Here is an 18,758-nt window from a genome sequence, read left to right as displayed (position 1 = left end):
ATGATTATTATACATGCAGAATTTCAGATCAACCCAATGAAAGAACAGGCATTTCTAGAAGAGATCCGCCCACTTGTCGCTTCATCCAGAGCAGAAGCTGGCAACATTTCCTATGATTTAATGAAGGATACAGAGAGAGAAAGTGTCTACACCATGGTAGAGGTGTGGAAAGACCCATCTGCTGTGGAGAGTCATAATTCCAGCGAACATTTCACATCATTTGTTGGAAGGGCACCTGAGTATTTAGCGGCTCCCTTAGATGTGAAGATATATGAGGGAAATAAAGTAGAAAAATAATAACTTGAGAAGCACCCGGCATGAGCTGGGTGCCTTTATTTTTTTAAAAACTAAATCTCAATAATAATCGGCAAAAGAACAGGCTTTCTTCTTAACTGCTTGAACAAAAATTGACCCACGTCTTTTTTGATTGCTTGTTTCATTTCTTTCCAATCCCGGATATTCGCTTCGGTCAAATCATCGACTACCTTTTTTACCAATTGATTAATATCTTTAAGGAGTTCCTCAGAATCACGAACAAATACAAATCCTCTTGAAATCGTATCCGGACCGGAAATAATGGTATGATCAGCTTTATTGAGGGTTACGACGATTATCAGCATCCCATCCTCTGAAAGCTGCTTGCGATCGCGCAGGACAATTGAGCCAATATCTCCAACACTCAAACCGTCCACATAGGTATCACCCGCTTGATGAGAGCGGGTTTGATGAGCGATGGAATTCTTAATATCAACGGCTTCCCCGTTTTTGATGATAAATGTATTCCCATTCTCCACGCCCACCGATTCTGCAAGTAAACGGTGATGGTGGAGCATTCGATATTCCCCGTGAATGGGGATAAAGTACGTTGGTTTCATTAGTGTCAGCATGAGTTTTAAGTCTTCTTGATAACCATGCCCTGAAACATGCATTCCTGTAGAGCTTCCACTTCCATAAATGACGTGGGCACCGAGTTGGAAAAGGTTATCAATGATGCGGGATACGTCTTTTTCGTTACCGGGTATAGGTGATGCTGCAAGGATGACCGTATCATCTGGATAAATGGATACACCGCGGAAGTTACCAGTCGACAATCGACCGAGGGCAGCCATGGCTTCCCCTTGACTCCCTGTACATAAAATGGCTACTTTTTCTGGAGGTAACGCATCGATTTCACCTGCATCAATCAGCATGCCCTCAGGAACCGTCAAATACCCCCGATCCATTGCAACAGATACTACATTAATCATGCTTCGACCTAATAACGCCAGCTTCCGATTCGTCTTGACGGAAGAGTCCACCACTTGCTGTACACGATTCACATTGGAAGCAAAAGTGGAAACGAAGATCTTGCCACGCGCTTTAAAGAATGCTTCATCCATATGGTTACCTACCATATGTTCTGATGGTGTAAACCCGCTCCGTTCTGCATTGGTGCTTTCAGAAAGCAGTACCAGGACACCTTCATCTCCAATCCGTGCCATTTTATGAATATCTGCATATTGGTGATTGGCAGGAGTTAGATCAAATTTAAAGTCTCCTGTATGAACGACCTTTCCTTCCGGCGTATGAAAGACAATTCCCAGACAATCGGGTATGCTGTGACTGACCTTGAAGAAAGATACATCGATGGATCCCAAATTGATTGAACTCTCAGCATCAATCGTTAAAAGTTTTGTATCCCGGACGAGCTTATGCTCTTCTAACTTTAATTGGATTAATCCCAATGTGAAATGAGTAGCATAAATAGGGATGTTGATTTTTTTGAGAAGGTAGGGAATCCCTCCAATATGATCCTCATGCCCATGCGTGACAATGAGACCCCGGATTTTGTCTTTGTTTTTCTCAAGATAGGAAACGTCGGGAATAATTAAATCGATTCCTAAGAGACTCTCATCGGGGAACTTACCCCCGCAGTCAATGATGACGATATCATCACCATATTTCACTACATACATGTTTTTTCCAATTTCATTCAATCCACCCAGTGCAAAAATAGTCAAACCCTGTTCATTTGTTTCCAAGAAAGAACCCTCCAAGACAAGTTTTTCTTACTATTCCCGAATTTGATTGTTTCAATTAGAGAATTCAGCTTTCAATTGATTTAGAAATGCCTGTCTAATCAATCACACTTATTAAATGGAAGGGAATTACTGGCCCTTCCTAGAAGTAGGTACAGGGAAACTATTCTTATAAAGGAGATTATCTATGTCAGTTAAATTGTTTGTTGATTCAAAAAACACTTTAGGAGAGAGTCCCTGTTGGGATACAAATAAAAATTTACTATATTGGGTGGATATCATGGAGAAACAAATTTTAAAGTTCAACCCAATGGATAGAAAATTACAATCAGTTAAAATGGATCAATTTGTCGGCTGTCTTTCTCTTACTGACAGGGGACGTTTAATCCTTGGTCTTCAACAAGGCATCTATTTTTTAAATTTGAAGTCAGGTCTTCTAGAGAAAGTAGGAGACCCTGAAAGTCACTTGGAAGAAAATCGATTCAATGATGGAAAATGCGATCCTGCAGGAAGGTTTTGGGCAGGAACGACGGATACACTAGGAGGAGTTAACGGAAAGGGTGCTTTATACGCTCTAGGCTCACATTTACGAACAACGAAAAAGGTTGAAAACGTGGGAACTTCCAACGGTCTGGCTTGGTCACCATGCAACCGATTTATGTATTTCATCGATACCCCGACTAAACAAGTCGTTCGATATAGATACGATGTAACCACGGGGCATATCGAACGCCCGGAGGTAGTTATAAACTTTCCTGAAGGTGCGGGATTTCCAGATGGCATGACCATCGATGAGGATGGAATGCTTTGGATTGCCCATTGGGGTGGTAAGGGGATATCGAGATGGAATCCCTATAAAGGGAAGCAGCTTGAATTCATTGCGGTTCCCGCTGTGAATGTAACGTCCTGTGCATTTGGTGGACCGGAACTAAACGAATTGTATATTACCACGGCAAGGACGCGAACGACGGATGAACAATTGAATGAATATCCACATGCTGGTGGGGTCTACATTTTAAAGACTAATATTAGAGGAATAGAGAATTTTGTTTTTAGAGAAAAGAATGAACATGACACTCAATTGAAAGATTAAGGATATTTAAATATGGAAAATTATGCTATGATGACAAGAGTATTTTTAATAAGGAGTGAAGAGAATATGTCAACCAATACTTGGAAACAAGTCGATCAATATTATGCTAGTAAACTACAAAAATCGGATTCCATTATGGAGTCAGTTTTGAAAGAAAATAGTGAAGCCGGACTTCCTGCAATCGATGTATCTCCGAATCAGGGGAAGTTCCTTTCCTTACTTGCCCAGCTTAAAGGAGCAAAAAGCATTCTGGAAATAGGGACCTTGGGTGGGTACAGTACGATTTGGCTTGCCAGGGCCCTCCCGGAAGATGGACGTCTGGTCACCCTTGAGTTCAGTGAAACACACGCAAAGGTTGCCGCACGAAATATTCGTAATGCGGGGGTAGAAGAAAAGGTGGAAATCAAAGTGGGTGCGGCTCTTGATACCCTGCCGTCTCTCAAAGGTCCATTTGATTTCATTTTCATAGACGCCGATAAACAAAACAATGCCAATTATTTAAAGTGGGCACTTCAACTGGCCCAGCCTGGGGCGGTCATCATTACAGATAATGTGGTTCGTGGCGGAAGGGTGATTGACGAAAATAGTGAAGATGAAAGCGTTCAAGGGGTCAGGTCCTTTGCCGAGATGTTGTCTCGAGAAGACAGGATCGATTCAACAGTCGTTCAAACAGTCGGCTCGAAGGGGTATGATGGGTTTGTAATGGGAATTGTGAAATAAACATAAGAATTCTATTGTAATGATCACTTTTTTTCTGTAAAATAAATGAAAATTCTAAATCCAACATGTCATGATAGGAATCAGTAGTGACTTATCTCCCTGTCTTAGAGAGCTGATGCTTGGTGGAAATCAGCACACAGATAAGCACGAATTACCTCCTTGAACATTCTTTGTGAACACAAAAGTAGCAGAGAACGGCCGGTCCGTTATCCGAATCGAGTGGAAGAGAGATCTTCAATGAGGGTGGTACCGCGTAAACCACGTCCCTTTTTTAAGGGGCGTGGTTTTTTAATTATGACGTAACATTACGAATATGGAGTAGATCAGTTGGTTAGTCGGAGAAAATTCCGTTTTAACAGTGAATCCTAAGATCTGCTTAATTCTATCAACAATCAAGGAGGAACAATCATGGATCAGAAATGGGAATCTCTTTCAAAAACTCAGCAGCAAGAAGTCGAAAGGCAGCTCCTGCAATATAAAAATGGAGTGCATGAAATCATTCCAGAAGCAGAATTGAAACAAAAACTGGTGAAATCAATCTCCACTGGCCATCCTTTGAAAATCAAACTGGGGCTGGATCCAACTGCTCCGGACGTTCACATCGGACATACAGTAGTACTGAATAAGTTAAGACAATTTCAGGAAAACGGTCATACCGTACAGCTGATTATCGGGGATTTCACGGGTAAAATCGGGGATCCCACGGGGAAATCTGTTGCAAGGAAGCAACTGACGGATGAAGAAGTGAAAAGAAATGCCCAGACCTATTTTGAACAATTCGGAAAGGTACTGGACAAGGAAAAAGTGGAGCTTCACTACAATTCAAGCTGGCTATCATCCCTGAACCTTGAAGATGTGATTCACTTATCTTCAAAGATCACAGTCGCGCGCTTGATCGAGCGAAACGATTTCTCCAAACGGTTATCAGAAAAGAAACCGATTTCACTTCACGAACTTTTCTACCCTTTGATGCAGGGATATGATTCCGTCGCCCTTGAAAGTGATGTGGAGCTTGGGGGTACAGACCAACAGTTCAATGTCCTGATGGGGAGACATCTTCAGGAGCATTACAACCAGGAAAAGCAAGTGGTCATATTATTGCCATTACTTGAAGGGCTTGACGGCGTTGATAAGATGTCTAAATCGAAACATAATTACATCGGGATTGATGAAGATCCCAATCAATTGTTTGGGAAGACGATGTCGATCCCTGATGAGCTAATAACAAAATACTTTAATCTGATCACCGATTTATCGTTAGAAGAAAAGGAGAGGGTAGCACTTGAAATAAAGAGTGGGGCACTTCACCCGAGGGATGCCAAAATCCTTCTAGGAAAAACGATTGTCAGGATGTATCACGGTAAAGCAGCAGCGGAACAGGCAGAGAGCCAGTTCAAGGAAGTTTTTCAAAAGGGGGCACTTCCTGAAGATATTCCTGAGGAGGAATGGATGGGTGAAAAAAACATTTCAGTAGTCGATCTCCTTGTAGCCTTAAACATGCAAAGCTCAAAGAGTGAGGCACGCAGGATGATAATAAATGGAGGCATCAGGATCAATTCAGAAAAGGTTCTGGATGTGCAGTCGAACGTTGAGATTAAAGATGGGATGGTTTTGCAGGTAGGCAAGAGAAAATTCGTACGGGTAAGAGTGAAAAACGAAATATAAGATGAAAAATTAGCATCAGCCCGAAAGGTGGTCATGGGGAGTCATGGGGGGACTCTTCATGGCAAATCATTTATGCTATAATTTTCCACATAGACAATAATAGAATGGGTGATTACTTTGAATGAACTACATAACATGATAAAAGAACATGCAGAAACGGAGCATTTTTCTGGAACGGTTTTGGTACAGAGAGACGGGGAGAGCTTCTTAGAATTGGCATTTGGGTCGGCCGATCGAAGTGAAGGAAGAGAAAATACCCTGGATACACGATTTGGTATTGCATCGGGTTGTAAATTGTTTACTGCTATAGCCATCTGTCAACTTATAGAAAAGGGAGAAGTTTCATTTCATACGCCGATAAAAGAATACTTTGAAGGCGCATTCCCACATTTTGATGAGAGTGTGACCATCCATCATTTACTTACCCATACCTCGGGAATTCCTGATTATTTTGATGAGGAAGTGATGGATGATTTTGAGGATTTGTGGAAACAGACCCCAATGTATTTAATGAGAAAAGGGGAAGATTTTCTTCCCCTCTTTCAAAATGGCCATATGAAATTTTCTCCTGGTGAAAGGTTTCATTATAACAATGCCGGATATATCATTCTGGGGTTGATGATCGAGAAGCTTTCAGGGATGACGGTGCAAAAGTACATCAATAAGCATATCTTTGAACCGGCGAATATGAACACATCTGGGTATTTTCGTCTGGATCGATTACCTGAGAATACAGCTTTTGGGTACATTGATGAGCCAGACAGCTCATGGAGAACCAATATGTATTCCATTCCCATAAAGGGTGGTGCGGACGGCGGGGCATATGTCACGGGTCCTGATATGCTTTCGTTCTGGGAGGCACTTTTAACCAATAAGCTTCTTGATGAAGAGAGTACAAGGCTCATTTCAGAACCCCATGTTAGAGTCAAAGAAGGGGTGAACTACGGGTATGGTATGTGGTTGAATCTCCCCCATAAGCATCACGTGATGGGGTATGACCCAGGGGTGAGCTTTCATTCTGCCTATTATCCTGAAGAGAATATAAAGACAGTCATTCTCTCAAACGAGAGCTCTGGTGCTTTCGCTATTATGAAATTGATAGAAAGCTATTTCAATAGATAAAAGGGGTATCACAATGGGTACTGTAAAAATAGAAAAGGCTAATATGGAAGATGCATTAATCCTTACCGGACTAAAAAAGAACGTTTTCGATACCGAAAAAGAAAAGTGGCTAGGGAATCAGGAAGATATCGTGGATCACAATATCCAGCCGCCAGGCTATGATTCAATCGAAATGACTAAGTATATGATCAGGGAATTGAATTATTTTAAGATCCTTTATGAAGGGATGCTTGTAGGGGGATTGATTCTAACTGTGGTCGGCAAACGCCACGGAAGAGTCGACCGGATATTCGTTGATCCCTCATACCAAGGAAAAGGAATCGGCACTATAGTAATGGGAGAAATGGAATCTGAGTATCCAGAAGTGATGACATGGGAGCTTGAGACCTCAAGTCGACAACTGAATAATCACCGTTTTTATGAAAAAATGGGTTACAAGAAGATCTTTGAAACGGATGATGAATTCTGCTATGAGAAAAAAATGAAAGAAGGGGTTTTTGTTCAGGGTGAGTCAAGGGAGATCACCATTCAAGGTGATACATTAAGCGACGAGGATCTTTCTGAACTACAGGTGGAGTATAGCAACCTGAATAACATCGATTTCTATGGAATCAATGGAAGCTATTCCACTTTTAGCAACAGCAATTTGATGGGTGCCGGGTTCAACAATTGCAATCTCAGTGAGTCCCGTTTTCAAAACATCAATCTTCAAAAAGCGTTGATTGCAGACCTTAATTTGTCTCAAAGTGAACTGGCTCATGTCACACTGGGGGGAGTACACGTTCATGACACAAACCTTGGCGAAAAGAATGAGCACATCAGGTTTGAACGATGCGACTTGCATGGTAGTAAGTTGGATAACTGCAATTTGAACCATGTCGAAATTGCAAACTGTGATGTAACCCGTATGAAGATCAATGGCATATCAGTGGAAGATCTCATGAAAGCATACGAATCGGTTCAGGACAAAAGGAAAGATTAAATTGCACAGACACCCATTATTCATTCAATCATATTATAGGTATTGACTGAATAAAAGAGGTGTTACTTAGAATGAACCCATATCAATTTTACCGACAATTCAAACCTTTTTATCTTGATGGCTATTCCCGGACACCGGGAAATCAATCTTTGGAGTCAAATCTTCAAAAAGCCATCAATGGTGAATATAGCGCCATTATTTGTTATGAAAAGCTTGCGAAAATGGCCCCTACAGAAGATGAAAGAAAACGGATCCTTGAAATACGCAAGGACGAAAAAAGACATTTGAAGTCATTCACTGACATCTATAGAAATTTGACAGGGATGGAGTATAGTCCTCAATTGCAGGAAGGTTGTCCGAACTCGTATAAAAAGGGATTGGATTTTGCCTTCCGGGATGAGCAGGATACGGTGGATTTTTATTATAGCGTTTCGGATGGTGTACAGGATGCCTTTATAAAAGAGACATTTCGTCGTGCAGCTGTTGATGAACAGAATCACGCCGTATGGTTTTTATATTATGCCATGCAGAATAAAGGCAGCAGGGGTGCATCAAGACAAGTGGATTACGGGGCAAAAGGAGCACTTGCTGCTGGTGCCCTTTCAGTTCCCCAGATGCTCAATTATGCCATACAGGACGAATACCTTGCCCAGGCACGATACGATCGGATCTTAGAGAATTTCGGGAATGTCCGCACTTTTTTACAGATCAAAGAAGCAGAGTTGCGTCATATTACCGCATTGCAGACTTTGTTCCAACGCTACGGATTGCCGCTCCCTGAAGATCAATCCCAATCGTACACAACCACTCCGGATTCATTAAAAAGTGCCTATGCAGCAGGGGTTCAAGGGGAGATTGATAATATGGCTATGTATGATCGTTTTTTGACGTTTAATCTGCCTCAGGATGTGAGGATCGTCTTCACACAATTGAGAAATGCTTCACAGAATCATTTAGCTGCATTTGAGAGAGGACTGGCAAGATAACAAAAACACTGGACATGATATTCTGATCCATAATGAAATAGAAGAGAGAGATGAGTCGCTCATCTCTCTCTTCTTTCTGCTTATTTAAAAATTCCAAATGGCTTTCCAACAGGAAGCGTTTCTTTACCGAAGTGTGTATTCAATACACTTGCGGCTGAACCGTAAAAGCTGAAAAGGGCAATGAACAGTTCAGAGATCGCTGCTAATTTGTGCGTGGCTTCAGGAGCGACTCCCAGTGTGGACAGGGAAAGGCCGATGAATAAGAAATCGATCAGGACAAAAATGATGAATAAGACCTTATGAGTCTCCATGGCACCAACTGTCATGAAGATACTGAATATCAGATAGCCTATATAGGCTATGCCGAGCTGACTTGGATCTATTGCAGCCGCCGCTGCTTCTCCGAATACCCCGAATGAAATCAACCAGGAAGTCCCAACCCCCAGCCAGAATAATCCGAAAGCACCGAATGCAGTCATACCGAATGTATTATTGTGCTTTGCATCTCCAAAGCTTGCCATCAATTGGGCAATGCCTCCGAGGAAAATCGCCCAAGGTAATACGAACGACACGCCGTCAGTCCATCCGAGTTTTGCAGAAGAAGCTACAAGAGTGACCATGGCCAGTCCGAAAAGTCCAAGGGCAGATGGATCAGCTGTCGTGATCTGAACCCGTTGAGTGGTTTGTGTGTGATTCATGATGATACCTCCTATTAAACATACCTGACTAATTTACATAAAAAAGTGTGGGTATGCAATAGAAAATATCATGTAAGCGAAACTTTCATACAAAATCCCGGATAATCATGGAATGATCATCCGGGATTTCGTTTTCCCCTACCAGAATATCCAATTCACAACAAAAAAACGCATGAACTGAGTCAATCTTACATAGATATCAAGTGGGGACAAATTTCTTCCCTCAACAGGAGGTGACAAGGATGGAAGAATATTTCATTTTCATGCTCATTTTTCAAGCCGGCAGCTTCTTCATTTCGTTACTGAATCACATTGATAAGTAGAAAAAGACATGAACATTTTCCGGACTATGACTGGCCTCATAGTGCGGATTTTTTTCTGTTTCCCTTATATTCTATGTCGCTTTTTCCTTCATTATACGTTTCTATGAAAATACTAATCCTCTCAGGATGTTTCTAAATCCGGAAATTGTTGTTATCATTAGAATGTTGAAGACAAAAAAATGATCGGTCATTACTATATATATTCATGGAAGGAATCAGATCCTTGAAAGCTATACATCAAAAACTCATAAAAGAACGCTGCGGTACTGTTTCCTTCAAACGGGGAGAGGCGTATTACCGCTCCAACAAGGTGACATTAGACGAATATTCGAGACATTTTTGTCGAGGGACTGTAATGGGGGAAGAAGAATTTCACGTTACCATTCAGGAGGATTCAAAAGGTGAAATCGAAGCGAGCTGCAGCTGCCCCAAGCTTGCATCATTTGATAAGGATTGTCAGCATATAGCTGCTGTGCTTTTGAAGATGGAAAATGAAGAGCGAAGGATGAAAAGGAATGAAGAAGGCGTAACAGAGGAGTTTTTCACATTGTTCCAGGAGGAATCCTTCCGTTCCCCCGCTAAGCTTCGTCATTTTGAAAACAGACAGATTGTGCCATGTGAATTTCTGATTCATCCAACGTCTACCCAAGATGGGGGAGAGATGCTTGGAATTGAATGTATCATAGATGGATCTAAGCTAAAGCCGATTCGATCCTTTTTGGAATATATAAATGAAGGGAAACCCTTTCATGTTTCAGGCTCATTCATATTCAATCCGGAGTTTCATTGTTTTGAGACTGATACAGCAGCTGTCATTCAATATCTTGTGAATGTGTCAAAGGGTTCAGGTAATAAAAACGATGATGGCTATTTGCTTATTCCTCCATCATTATGGGATAACCTCATTCCACTACTCAAACTTGCTAAAGACGTTAATTTGCAGCATAACGCAAGAACCCATGAAGGGTTTACACAAGGGGAGCTGCCTCTTCCAATACAATTCTACTTTAAGCAGGCCCAGGCTGTAGGTTACAGGTTATACATTTCCGGACTGGATAATATGACGATTTTGGAAGAATATCAAACCGTCATTCATGATGGTGTTTTTACGCAGCTTGATAGTATGGACGTGAAAAGACTTACTGAATTAAAGAGATTGTTAGGCCATTCAGGGTCACGGTTCATCCCTATTTCCCCGGACCAGATCGGCTTTTTCCTTGAAAAAGTGGCTGTGGGATTGAAGAAATTAGGGGAAGTTCAAATATCAGATGACATTGCGGAAAGGTTGGAATCGGCACCGCTTGTTGCAAAGCTTTATCTCGATCGGGTGAAAAACCGATTGTTAGCCGGACTTGAATTCCATTATGATCAAATCGTTATTCATCCCCTGGAAAATCGGGAAGCGCCATCAGGTTCCCTTCTCATACGAAATGTAGAGAAAGAAAATACCATTCTTGAATGGATGGACGAGTTTTCTTTCGGGAAAACAGAAGGTGGTTACTACTTACACAATGAAGATTTGGAATATGAGTTTTTAACCTATGGAGTGACGAAGCTTCAAAAGGATATTCAAATTTATGCCACAACCGCTGTAAGAAACAGGATTTCCCGAGGGAATCATCATCCAAAAATAAGAGTCAAAGTAAAAAAGGAACGAATGAACTGGCTGGAATTCACTTTTGAAATGGATGGCATCCCGGATAGACAGATCATGGAGCTCCTCGGGGCATTGGAAGAAAAACGGAAGTATTACAGGATGCGAAACGGCTCTCTCTTATCACTGGAATCAAAGGAGTTTCAAGATATCCAGCGCTTCATGCATACGTCACAAGCAGAGAAGAATGATCTCGTGAAAGGGCTCGAGCAACCATTGCATCAAAGCTTACACCTTCTGGATACAGTTGAAGGGGGGCATTCATTTACTTTTGAACATTCCTTCCAAGAATTTTACAGGCAGCTTATGAACCCAGACAGCCGGGAGATTTCGGTGCCTTCCCTATTAGACGAGCGGCTGAGAAACTACCAGAAGACAGGCTTTCGCTGGATGAAGACTCTTTCCCATTATGGGTTCGGCGGGATCCTGGCTGATGATATGGGGCTTGGGAAAACGGTTCAGAGCATCACGTTTATCGTATCGGTTCTTGAAGAAATCAGGGAAAAGAAGCTTCCGGCCCTGATTGTCTGTCCCTCTTCCCTGACGTATAACTGGAACAGCGAATGTGGGAAATTTGCCCCCGAGGTCAATGTCCTCATCATGGACGGTAACCAGGCTGTACGAAAGAAGAAACAGAAAGGTATGAGGGATGCGGATGTAATCATCACTTCCTATCCTTTACTGCGAAGCGATAGTAAATGGTATGAACGACAGAAATTCCATACGGTCTTTTTTGATGAGGCACAGGCTTTCAAAAATCCACTCACCCAAACGGCAAGAAGTGTGAAGAAGATAGAAGCGAATAATCGCTTCGCCTTGTCCGGAACTCCTGTAGAGAATTCACTTGAAGAATTATGGTCCATCTTCCACGTTGTATTTCCGGGATTATTCAAAGGACTTAAGGATTACAGCCGTTTAACAAGAAAAGATATAGCGAAAAGAATCAAACCATTCGTTCTTCGCAGAATGAAGAAAGACGTGTTATCTGAACTTCCCGGAAAAGAAGAAATTACCCATTATTCAGAGCTTCTGCCCCAGCAAAAAGAATTGTATGCGGCTTATCTCGCCAAGCTGAAACACGATACGATGAAGCATTTGGATAAGAACACGCTAAGGAAAAACAAAATTAAAATTCTCGCCGGATTGACCCGTTTAAGACAAATCTGCTGCCATCCCGGATTATTTGTAGATGGTTATCATGGCTCATCAGCAAAATTCTTAGAGCTGATGGAGTTGTTGGAGGAGTCCAGGTTGTCAGGCAGAAGGGTCCTGGTCTTTTCGCAATTTACGAAAATGCTTGAGATGATCGGGAGAGAGCTGACACTCAAAGGACAATCCTACTTTTACCTGAATGGAACCACTCCGTCAGAAGAGAGGGTTAAGATGTGCAGTCGATTTAATGAAGGGGAACGGAATCTCTTTCTCATCTCTCTAAAGGCAGGTGGAACAGGGCTGAATTTAACGAGTGCCGATACGGTGATTCTATATGATACATGGTGGAATCCCGCTGTAGAGGAACAAGCAGCGGACAGGGCCCATCGGATGGGACAGGAAAATACGGTGAAAGTGCTGAAGCTGATTGCCAAAGGAACGATCGAAGAGAAGATGAACGAGCTGCAGGAAAAAAAGAGGAACCTGATCCGGGATATCATGGACCCTGATGAAAAGATGGTTCAGACCTTAACCGAAGAGGAATTGAAAGAAATCCTATCCATAGATCAATAACCAGTACAATAGAAATTGGCATGAACGCAGGATTCGGGAGATACTAGTAGGGTGATGAGTACCCTTCTCGGTATCTCATCGTGCGAACTGAAAAGAAACATAGTATAAGGAGCACCCTCAATGACATTATCCATGACGGAAAATGAAATCACCCTTGCCATTATCCAAAGTTTGAAAGATGGAAAGAAAAGCATTTTTTTAGATATAATTGAAGAGCTTCAGCCATACGACATTGCTCAGCAATATCTACATATCCCGTCCAAGCACCGGAATAAATTCCTTTTGTATTTACCTCTTGAAGAGCTTACGGAATTCATTCAGGAGATTGAAAGGGAAGATCAGTTGCTCGTTTTGGAGAAGCTCGGGATAGAGAAATCTACAAAGGTCCTCGATCTGATGGAAAATGACAACCTGGCCACATTGCTGACGGATTTGGAGCCCGAGAAAATAGAGGAATTACTTTCAGAGATGAACCAGGCAGAGTCTCAGGTTGTTCAAAATCTCATGACATACGAACCGGAAACAGCCGGCCGGATCATGAACAACCGCTATGTGTGGATACCTAAACATTATACGGTCCGTGAAGCAGTGGATAAACTGAAGCATTTCGCGGAACTCGCCGAATATTTGAACTATCTCTATGTCATTGACGACGAAAAGAAATTGATAGGCGTCATTTCCTACAAGGATTTATTACTTAGCGAATTACTAGATAAAATTGAAGATATCATGTACAGCCGTGTGGTTAAAGTTGATGTCCATACCGATCAGGAAGAAGTGGCCAAATTGATCAGCCGCTATGACTTCATCACACTTCCGGTCATTGAAGAAGACGGAAGGCTTGTCGGGGTCATCACCGTCGATGACATCATTGATGTGGTCATTCAAGAAGCCAATGAGGATATTGAGAAGTTATCCGCATCGGGTAAATCCATCGACTTTACGACCAAACCATTTGTTGCAGCCTATCGACGTCTTCCGTGGCTTGTTTTATTACTGTTCATAGGACTCGTTTCGGGAAGCATCATTGACAGATTCTCTGCAACCCTGGAACAGGTCGTGGCTCTTGCATTCTTTATGCCGATGATTGCGGGGATGACCGGGAACACTGGTACGCAATCTCTGGCCGTTGTCGTCAGGGGACTGGTCTCGAATGATTTGGATATTAAACAAGTCATAAAGCTCGTTTTCCGGGAATTATGGGTAGGCATCATCATCGGTGTGACTTGTGCCGTCATGATCGCCCTGATTGCCTTTGTGTGGCAGGGCAATATTGTGTTAGGACTCGTGGTGGGAAGCTCCTTACTGATAACATTAATTATCGGAACGTTGGCAGGAACCATCATCCCCCTCATCCTATATAAATTTAACATAGATCCTGCCGTTGCTTCCGGACCTTTGATCACAACGATCAATGATATTCTATCCCTTCTGATCTATTTTGGCATTGCCACCATGTTTATTACAAAATTGATGTAAAGGATTTGGCCAACATATTTCCTGTGGTAAAATACTCAGTGAACGTCAAGGGAGTTAGCATGATTACTTAACAGGGAGAGACTCCTACTGATACTCATGTATCGGTAGGAGTCTCTTTCATGAAAGAATTTTTATGTTAGAGGTGGAAGATTATGATCTATTTATTAGTTGGTGCAGCCGGTATGGTCGGGGCCCTGCTGCGATATTATCTTGGGATATTTGCCGGTGGATGGTGGGATTATACGTTTCCTATGGGGACGTTTCTTGCAAATATGATTGGAAGCTTCGCGTTGGGATATGTCACAATGTACATATTTCAGATGAAGAAGGTCCCTTCAATGGCAGCCACAGCCATCGGGACAGGGATGATTGGATCTTTCACTACTTTTTCCACATTCAGTGTCGAAACGGTCAACCTTCTTACTCATTCCCATTTGGTTCTGGCACTTATTTATATATTAGGAAGCATGTTCGGTGGTTTATTTATGTCATGGGCAGGCTTTACAATTGGGAAGCAGCAATTTAATCTGTATAAGCGAAAGGGGGTCTAAAGATGATTGTACAGGGTATGATGGTCGCGATCGGGGGGTTCTTTGGGGCAATATCCCGCTTTGGGATCAGCCGTTTGTTCAAGAAATATGATCATACAGACTTTCCATACGCTACCTTATTCGTCAATCTGGTTGGGTCATTTCTTCTTGGCTATGTAATCGGCTCGGACATCGCAGAAACAGGTATTCTTCTTCTCGGGACCGGTTTTCTTGGGTCCTATACGACTTTTTCCACTTTTAAATTGGAAACCATTCAACTTCATGCCGATAACAAATGGAAGCCCCTGATTACTTATCTCCTGATCAGCTATACGATTGGTATTTTATTCGCTTTTGTAGGGATGGCTTTAGGCAGGGTGTAAAGAAGACGGTAACTCACATAGATCAATAGTATTCATTAAATGCTCAGGTACTCCCTGGGCATTTTTAAATCCAAGAAACCGTACTGTTTAGGGTAAAAATAAGTGAATTTATGGAGTCAGCCATTATATAAAAATAATATTGACCACAGTGGTCAATACATTGTCCTTTAAAAGGAGGTCTACAAAGGTTGTTTAAGTCATTAAACATCGATCCTGAGAAAGAAGATCGAATTATTAGAGCCGCAACCCGGGTTTTCGCCGAAAATGGTTATGAAAAAGCCTCGACAAATGCCATCGTAAAGGAAGCGAAGATTTCCAAGGGAATTCTGTTTCATTATTTTAATAGCAAAAAAGAATTATATGTTTCTCTTTATGAACACCTCACGGATTTGTTCACAGGAAAAATATATGAAAGACTCGACTGGAATGAGCATGATATTTTCGTTACGATCCGCTCTGTGACATTGATCAAGTTTGAATTATTCTCTGTTTATCCCGATCTAATCAATTTCCTTACCAGCGCTTTCTCGGAAGAAGCTCCCGAAGTAAAAAACGAAATTGAGAAGTATAAAACGAGGATGGTGGAGAGTAGCTTTGCCACTTTATTTTCCAATGTCGATACTTCCAAATTCAAAGAGGGGATTGACGTAAACAAATCGATCCAGGTTATTTACTGGACCTTCGAAGGGATGGCCAATCAACAACAGCAGAAAGCGAAGTCACGATCTGTAGCTGAAATCAATCAAGAAGAAGTGCTGGCGGAAATCGACGCCTATATCGAATTGTTGAAGATTTCTTTTTACAAATAGAAAGAAAAAGGGAGGATCATTTAATGAATGTGATTGAAATTCACTCATTGACTAAAAACTATGGGAAATCCAGGGGGATCAGCGACGTCAGTTTTCATGTTGAAGAAGGGGAGATCTTTGGGTTCATCGGGCCAAATGGTGCGGGGAAATCAACAACCATCCGGACCCTTCTTTCACTGATCCATCCGTCCGCAGGCAGCGCAACGATCTTCGGTATGGATTGCATCGAATCTGCCCCGGATATTGCAAAGGAAGTGGGATACCTGCCTTCTGAAGTATTTTATTATGACAATATGAAGGTCATCGACCTTTTAAAGTATTCTGCCAGCTTTTATAAGAAGGATTGTACAAAAAGAATCAAGGATTTAGCCGATATGTTAAATCTGGACGTAACGAAGAAGATTGATGATCTATCTCTTGGTAATAAGAAGAAGGTCGGGATCATTCAGGGTTTGCTTCACGAACCAAAGCTGATAATATTGGATGAACCTACTTCAGGCTTGGACCCCCTCATGCAACAGAAATTCTTTGAATTACTTCAAGATGAAAATAAGAGAGGAGCTACCATCTTATTTTCATCACATATATTGAGTGAAGTTCAGCGAATGTGTGATCGGGTCGCAATCATCAAAGAAGGAAGGATCGTTCAAGTTGAGAAAATCAGTACGCTAAAAGAAAAGAATCATAAAAAATTCAAGATAGAGACGAAAGGGGATTTCGAACCTTCTTTCTATGAGGTGGAGGGCGTAAGCAACCTGGAAATAAAAGACCGTCAAGTCAGCTTCCTGTTCAGGGGGGATATTAACAAGGTCATGAAGAAAATTGCTGATATTGAAATATCGAATCTCTGGATCGAGGAGCCTGATTTAGAAGAAATCTTTATGCACTATTATGAAAAGGAGGCTTAATCCTCTATGAATATCTTTCTTTATGAGCTAAAGTCTTATCGAAAGTCGACGATTATATGGACTTTGGCCCTTACGTCATTGATGATTCTGTTCATGTCCTTGTTTCCTTCCATTTCTAAAGAAATCGACGAATTCAAAAAGCTCCTGGAGGGGTTTCCGGAGGGGGTTCGAAAAGCATTGGGAATTCAGATCGATAGTATAGGATCCCTAAACGGTTATTATTCGTATTTCTTCCTTTATGTAACATTATGCGGTGCCATTCAGGCAATGAATCTGGCCATTTCGATCGGTTCGAAGGAAATCAGGGAAAAGACGGCGGACTTTCTTCTGACTAAGCCTGTTACCCGGACGAAGATTCTTTACTCGAAGGTATTGGCAGCTCTTGTTTCCCTCCTGCTTACGAATATCGTATACGTGATTTCGGCGATCATTGTCGCCAACCTGGTAAAGGTGGATTCGTTCAGTCTTACTATATTCCTATTGATTTCAACTACTCTCTTACTCACACAATTCATCATGTTTGCCTTAGGAATGATCATCGCGGTCGTATGGTCAAGGGTGAAATCTGTCCTTACGCTTTCACTTGGTATCGTATTCGCCTTCTTTGTTATTGGGATGGTAGCAGCAACAGAAGAAGCAGGGCGTTATTTCACACCTTTTAAGTACTTTGACTACACATATATTATGAATCACGCTGCATATGAATGGTCATTCCTGATGGCAGGAATCACACTGATTGCTGTCTCCATGGTTTTAAGCTTCATCATTTATAATAATAAAGACATTCATACGGTATAAAAGGAGGGGAAGTCATGAATGTATATGTAAGAGAAATGAGGGCTCACCGTAAATCACTTATCATCTGGTGCATCGGGATGATTGGATTGATTGGATCCGGGATGGGGAAGTATGCAGGCTTCTCGTCGTCGGGTCAATCCATGAACGAGTTGGTGGGGGGGCTTCCTAAGTCTATGCAAGCCATTCTCGGAATCGGCAGTCTTGATATGTCGACAGCAAGTGGATATTACGGAGTGCTTTTTCTTTATATCGTACTACTTGCAACCATCCACGCAGCATTGACCGGTGCGACCATCATTTCCAAGGAAGAAAGGGATAAAACCGCCGAGTTTCTATTTGTCAAACCCCTAACAAGGAAGAAGATCATAGGGGTTAAGCTTGCAGCTGCCTTCACTCAAATTGGGGTACTCGCATTGATCACATGGATTTCCTCCTTGTTGATTGTGGGCCATTATAGTGATGTGTCGGTAGCTTTTGATATTGGAGTAGCGGTAGTCGGAATGATTATTTTACAAGTACTATTTTTATTGATTGGAACGGCGGTGGCAGCTTATAGTAAAAAGCCTGAAAAATCAGCTGCAGTCGCAACTGGCGTATTATTACTGACATTCATTCTGTCATTCGCCATTGACTTGAACGGAAAAATCGAGGCTTTAAAATATCTCACACCCTTTAAGTACTTCGAAGCTGAAAGTGTAATGTATGGAGGAGGATTGGGTTCTGCTTATGTGGGGATATCATTCACGTTGATCGCCATTTTGAGCTTTGCGACATTTTTATTTTTTGAAAAACGAGATTTGAAAATGTAGAGATAGGTCTATAAATAAGGATCTGTTTCAAACAGAAACAGATCCTATTCATACAG

17 protein-coding genes and 1 other annotated feature are annotated in these 18,758 nt (G+C 41.8%); of the genes, 15 read left to right on the top strand and 2 right to left on the bottom strand.

Annotated elements, in window-relative coordinates:
• Complete coding sequence (locus N5C46_RS03795; protein WP_261750993.1) at positions 1-297, top strand: putative quinol monooxygenase; 297 nt, start codon at positions 1-3, stop codon at positions 295-297.
• Positions 298-347: 50 nt separating this feature from the next.
• Here the strand turns inward: N5C46_RS03795 and N5C46_RS03790 are convergent, their stop codons facing one another.
• Entirely contained in the window at positions 348-2,021 is a 1,674-nt protein-coding gene (locus tag N5C46_RS03790; RefSeq protein WP_420720435.1) for a ribonuclease J, read from the bottom strand.
• A gap of 184 nt (positions 2,022-2,205) precedes the next feature.
• Here N5C46_RS03790 and N5C46_RS03785 point away from each other — a divergent pair, with 184 nt between their 5' ends.
• The 6 genes from N5C46_RS03785 to N5C46_RS03760 all read left to right on the top strand — a co-directional run bounded on the left by N5C46_RS03785 (position 2,206) and on the right by N5C46_RS03760 (position 8,586).
• On the top strand, positions 2,206-3,111 hold the full coding sequence (locus N5C46_RS03785; RefSeq protein ID WP_261750992.1) for an SMP-30/gluconolactonase/LRE family protein: 906 nt from the start codon (positions 2,206-2,208) through the stop codon (positions 3,109-3,111).
• 66 nt (positions 3,112-3,177) lie between these two features.
• On the top strand, positions 3,178-3,831 hold the full coding sequence (locus tag N5C46_RS03780; protein ID WP_261750991.1) for an O-methyltransferase: 654 nt from the start codon (positions 3,178-3,180) through the stop codon (positions 3,829-3,831).
• A 61-nt stretch (positions 3,832-3,892) separates the two neighbouring features.
• Positions 3,893-4,102: a binding site (T-box leader), on the top strand.
• Positions 4,103-4,239: 137 nt separating this feature from the next.
• Complete coding sequence (gene tyrS / locus N5C46_RS03775) at positions 4,240-5,496, top strand: tyrosine--tRNA ligase (RefSeq protein ID WP_261750990.1); 1,257 nt, start codon at positions 4,240-4,242, stop codon at positions 5,494-5,496.
• Between the two features lie 135 nt (positions 5,497-5,631).
• Complete coding sequence (locus N5C46_RS03770; protein ID WP_261752271.1) at positions 5,632-6,618, top strand: serine hydrolase domain-containing protein; 987 nt, start codon at positions 5,632-5,634, stop codon at positions 6,616-6,618.
• Between the two features lie 13 nt (positions 6,619-6,631).
• The gene (locus N5C46_RS03765; RefSeq protein WP_261750989.1) at positions 6,632-7,600 is read left to right on the top strand and encodes a GNAT family N-acetyltransferase; all 969 of its coding nucleotides are present in this window, start codon (positions 6,632-6,634) and stop codon (positions 7,598-7,600) included.
• 71 nt (positions 7,601-7,671) lie between these two features.
• Positions 7,672-8,586, top strand: a complete 915-nt coding sequence (locus N5C46_RS03760) for a DUF2202 domain-containing protein (RefSeq protein ID WP_261750988.1) — start codon at positions 7,672-7,674, stop codon at positions 8,584-8,586.
• 80 nt (positions 8,587-8,666) lie between these two features.
• Here the strand turns inward: N5C46_RS03760 and N5C46_RS03755 are convergent, their stop codons facing one another.
• A complete protein-coding gene (locus N5C46_RS03755; RefSeq protein WP_034759706.1) occupies positions 8,667-9,284 on the bottom strand; it encodes an acetate uptake transporter in 618 nt (205 codons plus the stop codon).
• A 546-nt stretch (positions 9,285-9,830) separates the two neighbouring features.
• On the opposite strand from N5C46_RS03755, the gene N5C46_RS03750 reads away from it, so the two are divergent.
• The 8 genes from N5C46_RS03750 to N5C46_RS03715 all read left to right on the top strand — a co-directional run bounded on the left by N5C46_RS03750 (position 9,831) and on the right by N5C46_RS03715 (position 18,702).
• Positions 9,831-12,986, top strand: a complete 3,156-nt coding sequence (locus N5C46_RS03750; protein ID WP_336275524.1) for an SNF2 helicase associated domain-containing protein — start codon at positions 9,831-9,833, stop codon at positions 12,984-12,986.
• 120 nt (positions 12,987-13,106) lie between these two features.
• Entirely contained in the window at positions 13,107-14,465 is a 1,359-nt protein-coding gene (gene mgtE, locus N5C46_RS03745) for a magnesium transporter (RefSeq protein WP_261750986.1), read from the top strand.
• Between the two features lie 152 nt (positions 14,466-14,617).
• A complete protein-coding gene (gene crcB, locus N5C46_RS03740) occupies positions 14,618-15,016 on the top strand; it encodes a fluoride efflux transporter CrcB (protein ID WP_261750985.1) in 399 nt (132 codons plus the stop codon).
• 5 nt (positions 15,017-15,021) lie between these two features.
• Entirely contained in the window at positions 15,022-15,378 is a 357-nt protein-coding gene (gene crcB, locus N5C46_RS03735; RefSeq protein ID WP_261752270.1) for a fluoride efflux transporter CrcB, read from the top strand.
• A 188-nt stretch (positions 15,379-15,566) separates the two neighbouring features.
• Positions 15,567-16,187 (top strand): TetR/AcrR family transcriptional regulator, encoded by a 621-nt coding sequence (locus tag N5C46_RS03730; protein WP_261750984.1) that lies wholly within the window; start codon positions 15,567-15,569, stop codon positions 16,185-16,187.
• A 23-nt stretch (positions 16,188-16,210) separates the two neighbouring features.
• A complete protein-coding gene (locus tag N5C46_RS03725; protein ID WP_261750983.1) occupies positions 16,211-17,095 on the top strand; it encodes an ABC transporter ATP-binding protein in 885 nt (294 codons plus the stop codon).
• Positions 17,096-17,101: 6 nt separating this feature from the next.
• On the top strand, positions 17,102-17,893 hold the full coding sequence (locus N5C46_RS03720; RefSeq protein ID WP_261750982.1) for an ABC transporter permease: 792 nt from the start codon (positions 17,102-17,104) through the stop codon (positions 17,891-17,893).
• Between the two features lie 14 nt (positions 17,894-17,907).
• On the top strand, positions 17,908-18,702 hold the full coding sequence (locus N5C46_RS03715) for an ABC transporter permease (protein WP_261750981.1): 795 nt from the start codon (positions 17,908-17,910) through the stop codon (positions 18,700-18,702).
• The last annotated feature ends 56 nt before the right edge of the window (positions 18,703-18,758 follow it).

Source organism: Rossellomorea vietnamensis (assembly GCF_025398035.1).
In the GTDB taxonomy this organism is placed as follows: domain Bacteria; phylum Bacillota; class Bacilli; order Bacillales; family Bacillaceae_B; genus Rossellomorea; species Rossellomorea vietnamensis_B.
The sequence above is the reverse complement of the archived record's forward strand: the minus strand, read 5'-3'. Positions and strand labels throughout refer to the sequence as shown.

Coding starts and splice junctions, on each gene's coding strand:
- N5C46_RS03795 (WP_261750993.1), top strand. CDS start 1: ATGATTATTATACATGCAGAATTTCAGATCAACCCAATGAAAGAACAG.
- N5C46_RS03785 (WP_261750992.1), top strand. CDS start 2,206: ATGTCAGTTAAATTGTTTGTTGATTCAAAAAACACTTTAGGAGAGAGT.
- N5C46_RS03780 (WP_261750991.1), top strand. CDS start 3,178: ATGTCAACCAATACTTGGAAACAAGTCGATCAATATTATGCTAGTAAA.
- tyrS (WP_261750990.1), top strand. CDS start 4,240: ATGGATCAGAAATGGGAATCTCTTTCAAAAACTCAGCAGCAAGAAGTC.
- N5C46_RS03770 (WP_261752271.1), top strand. CDS start 5,632: ATGATAAAAGAACATGCAGAAACGGAGCATTTTTCTGGAACGGTTTTG.
- N5C46_RS03765 (WP_261750989.1), top strand. CDS start 6,632: ATGGGTACTGTAAAAATAGAAAAGGCTAATATGGAAGATGCATTAATC.
- N5C46_RS03760 (WP_261750988.1), top strand. CDS start 7,672: ATGAACCCATATCAATTTTACCGACAATTCAAACCTTTTTATCTTGAT.
- N5C46_RS03755 (WP_034759706.1), bottom strand. CDS start 9,284: ATGAATCACACACAAACCACTCAACGGGTTCAGATCACGACAGCTGAT.
- mgtE (WP_261750986.1), top strand. CDS start 13,107: ATGACATTATCCATGACGGAAAATGAAATCACCCTTGCCATTATCCAA.
- crcB (WP_261750985.1), top strand. CDS start 14,618: ATGATCTATTTATTAGTTGGTGCAGCCGGTATGGTCGGGGCCCTGCTG.
- N5C46_RS03725 (WP_261750983.1), top strand. CDS start 16,211: ATGAATGTGATTGAAATTCACTCATTGACTAAAAACTATGGGAAATCC.
- N5C46_RS03720 (WP_261750982.1), top strand. CDS start 17,102: ATGAATATCTTTCTTTATGAGCTAAAGTCTTATCGAAAGTCGACGATT.
- N5C46_RS03715 (WP_261750981.1), top strand. CDS start 17,908: ATGAATGTATATGTAAGAGAAATGAGGGCTCACCGTAAATCACTTATC.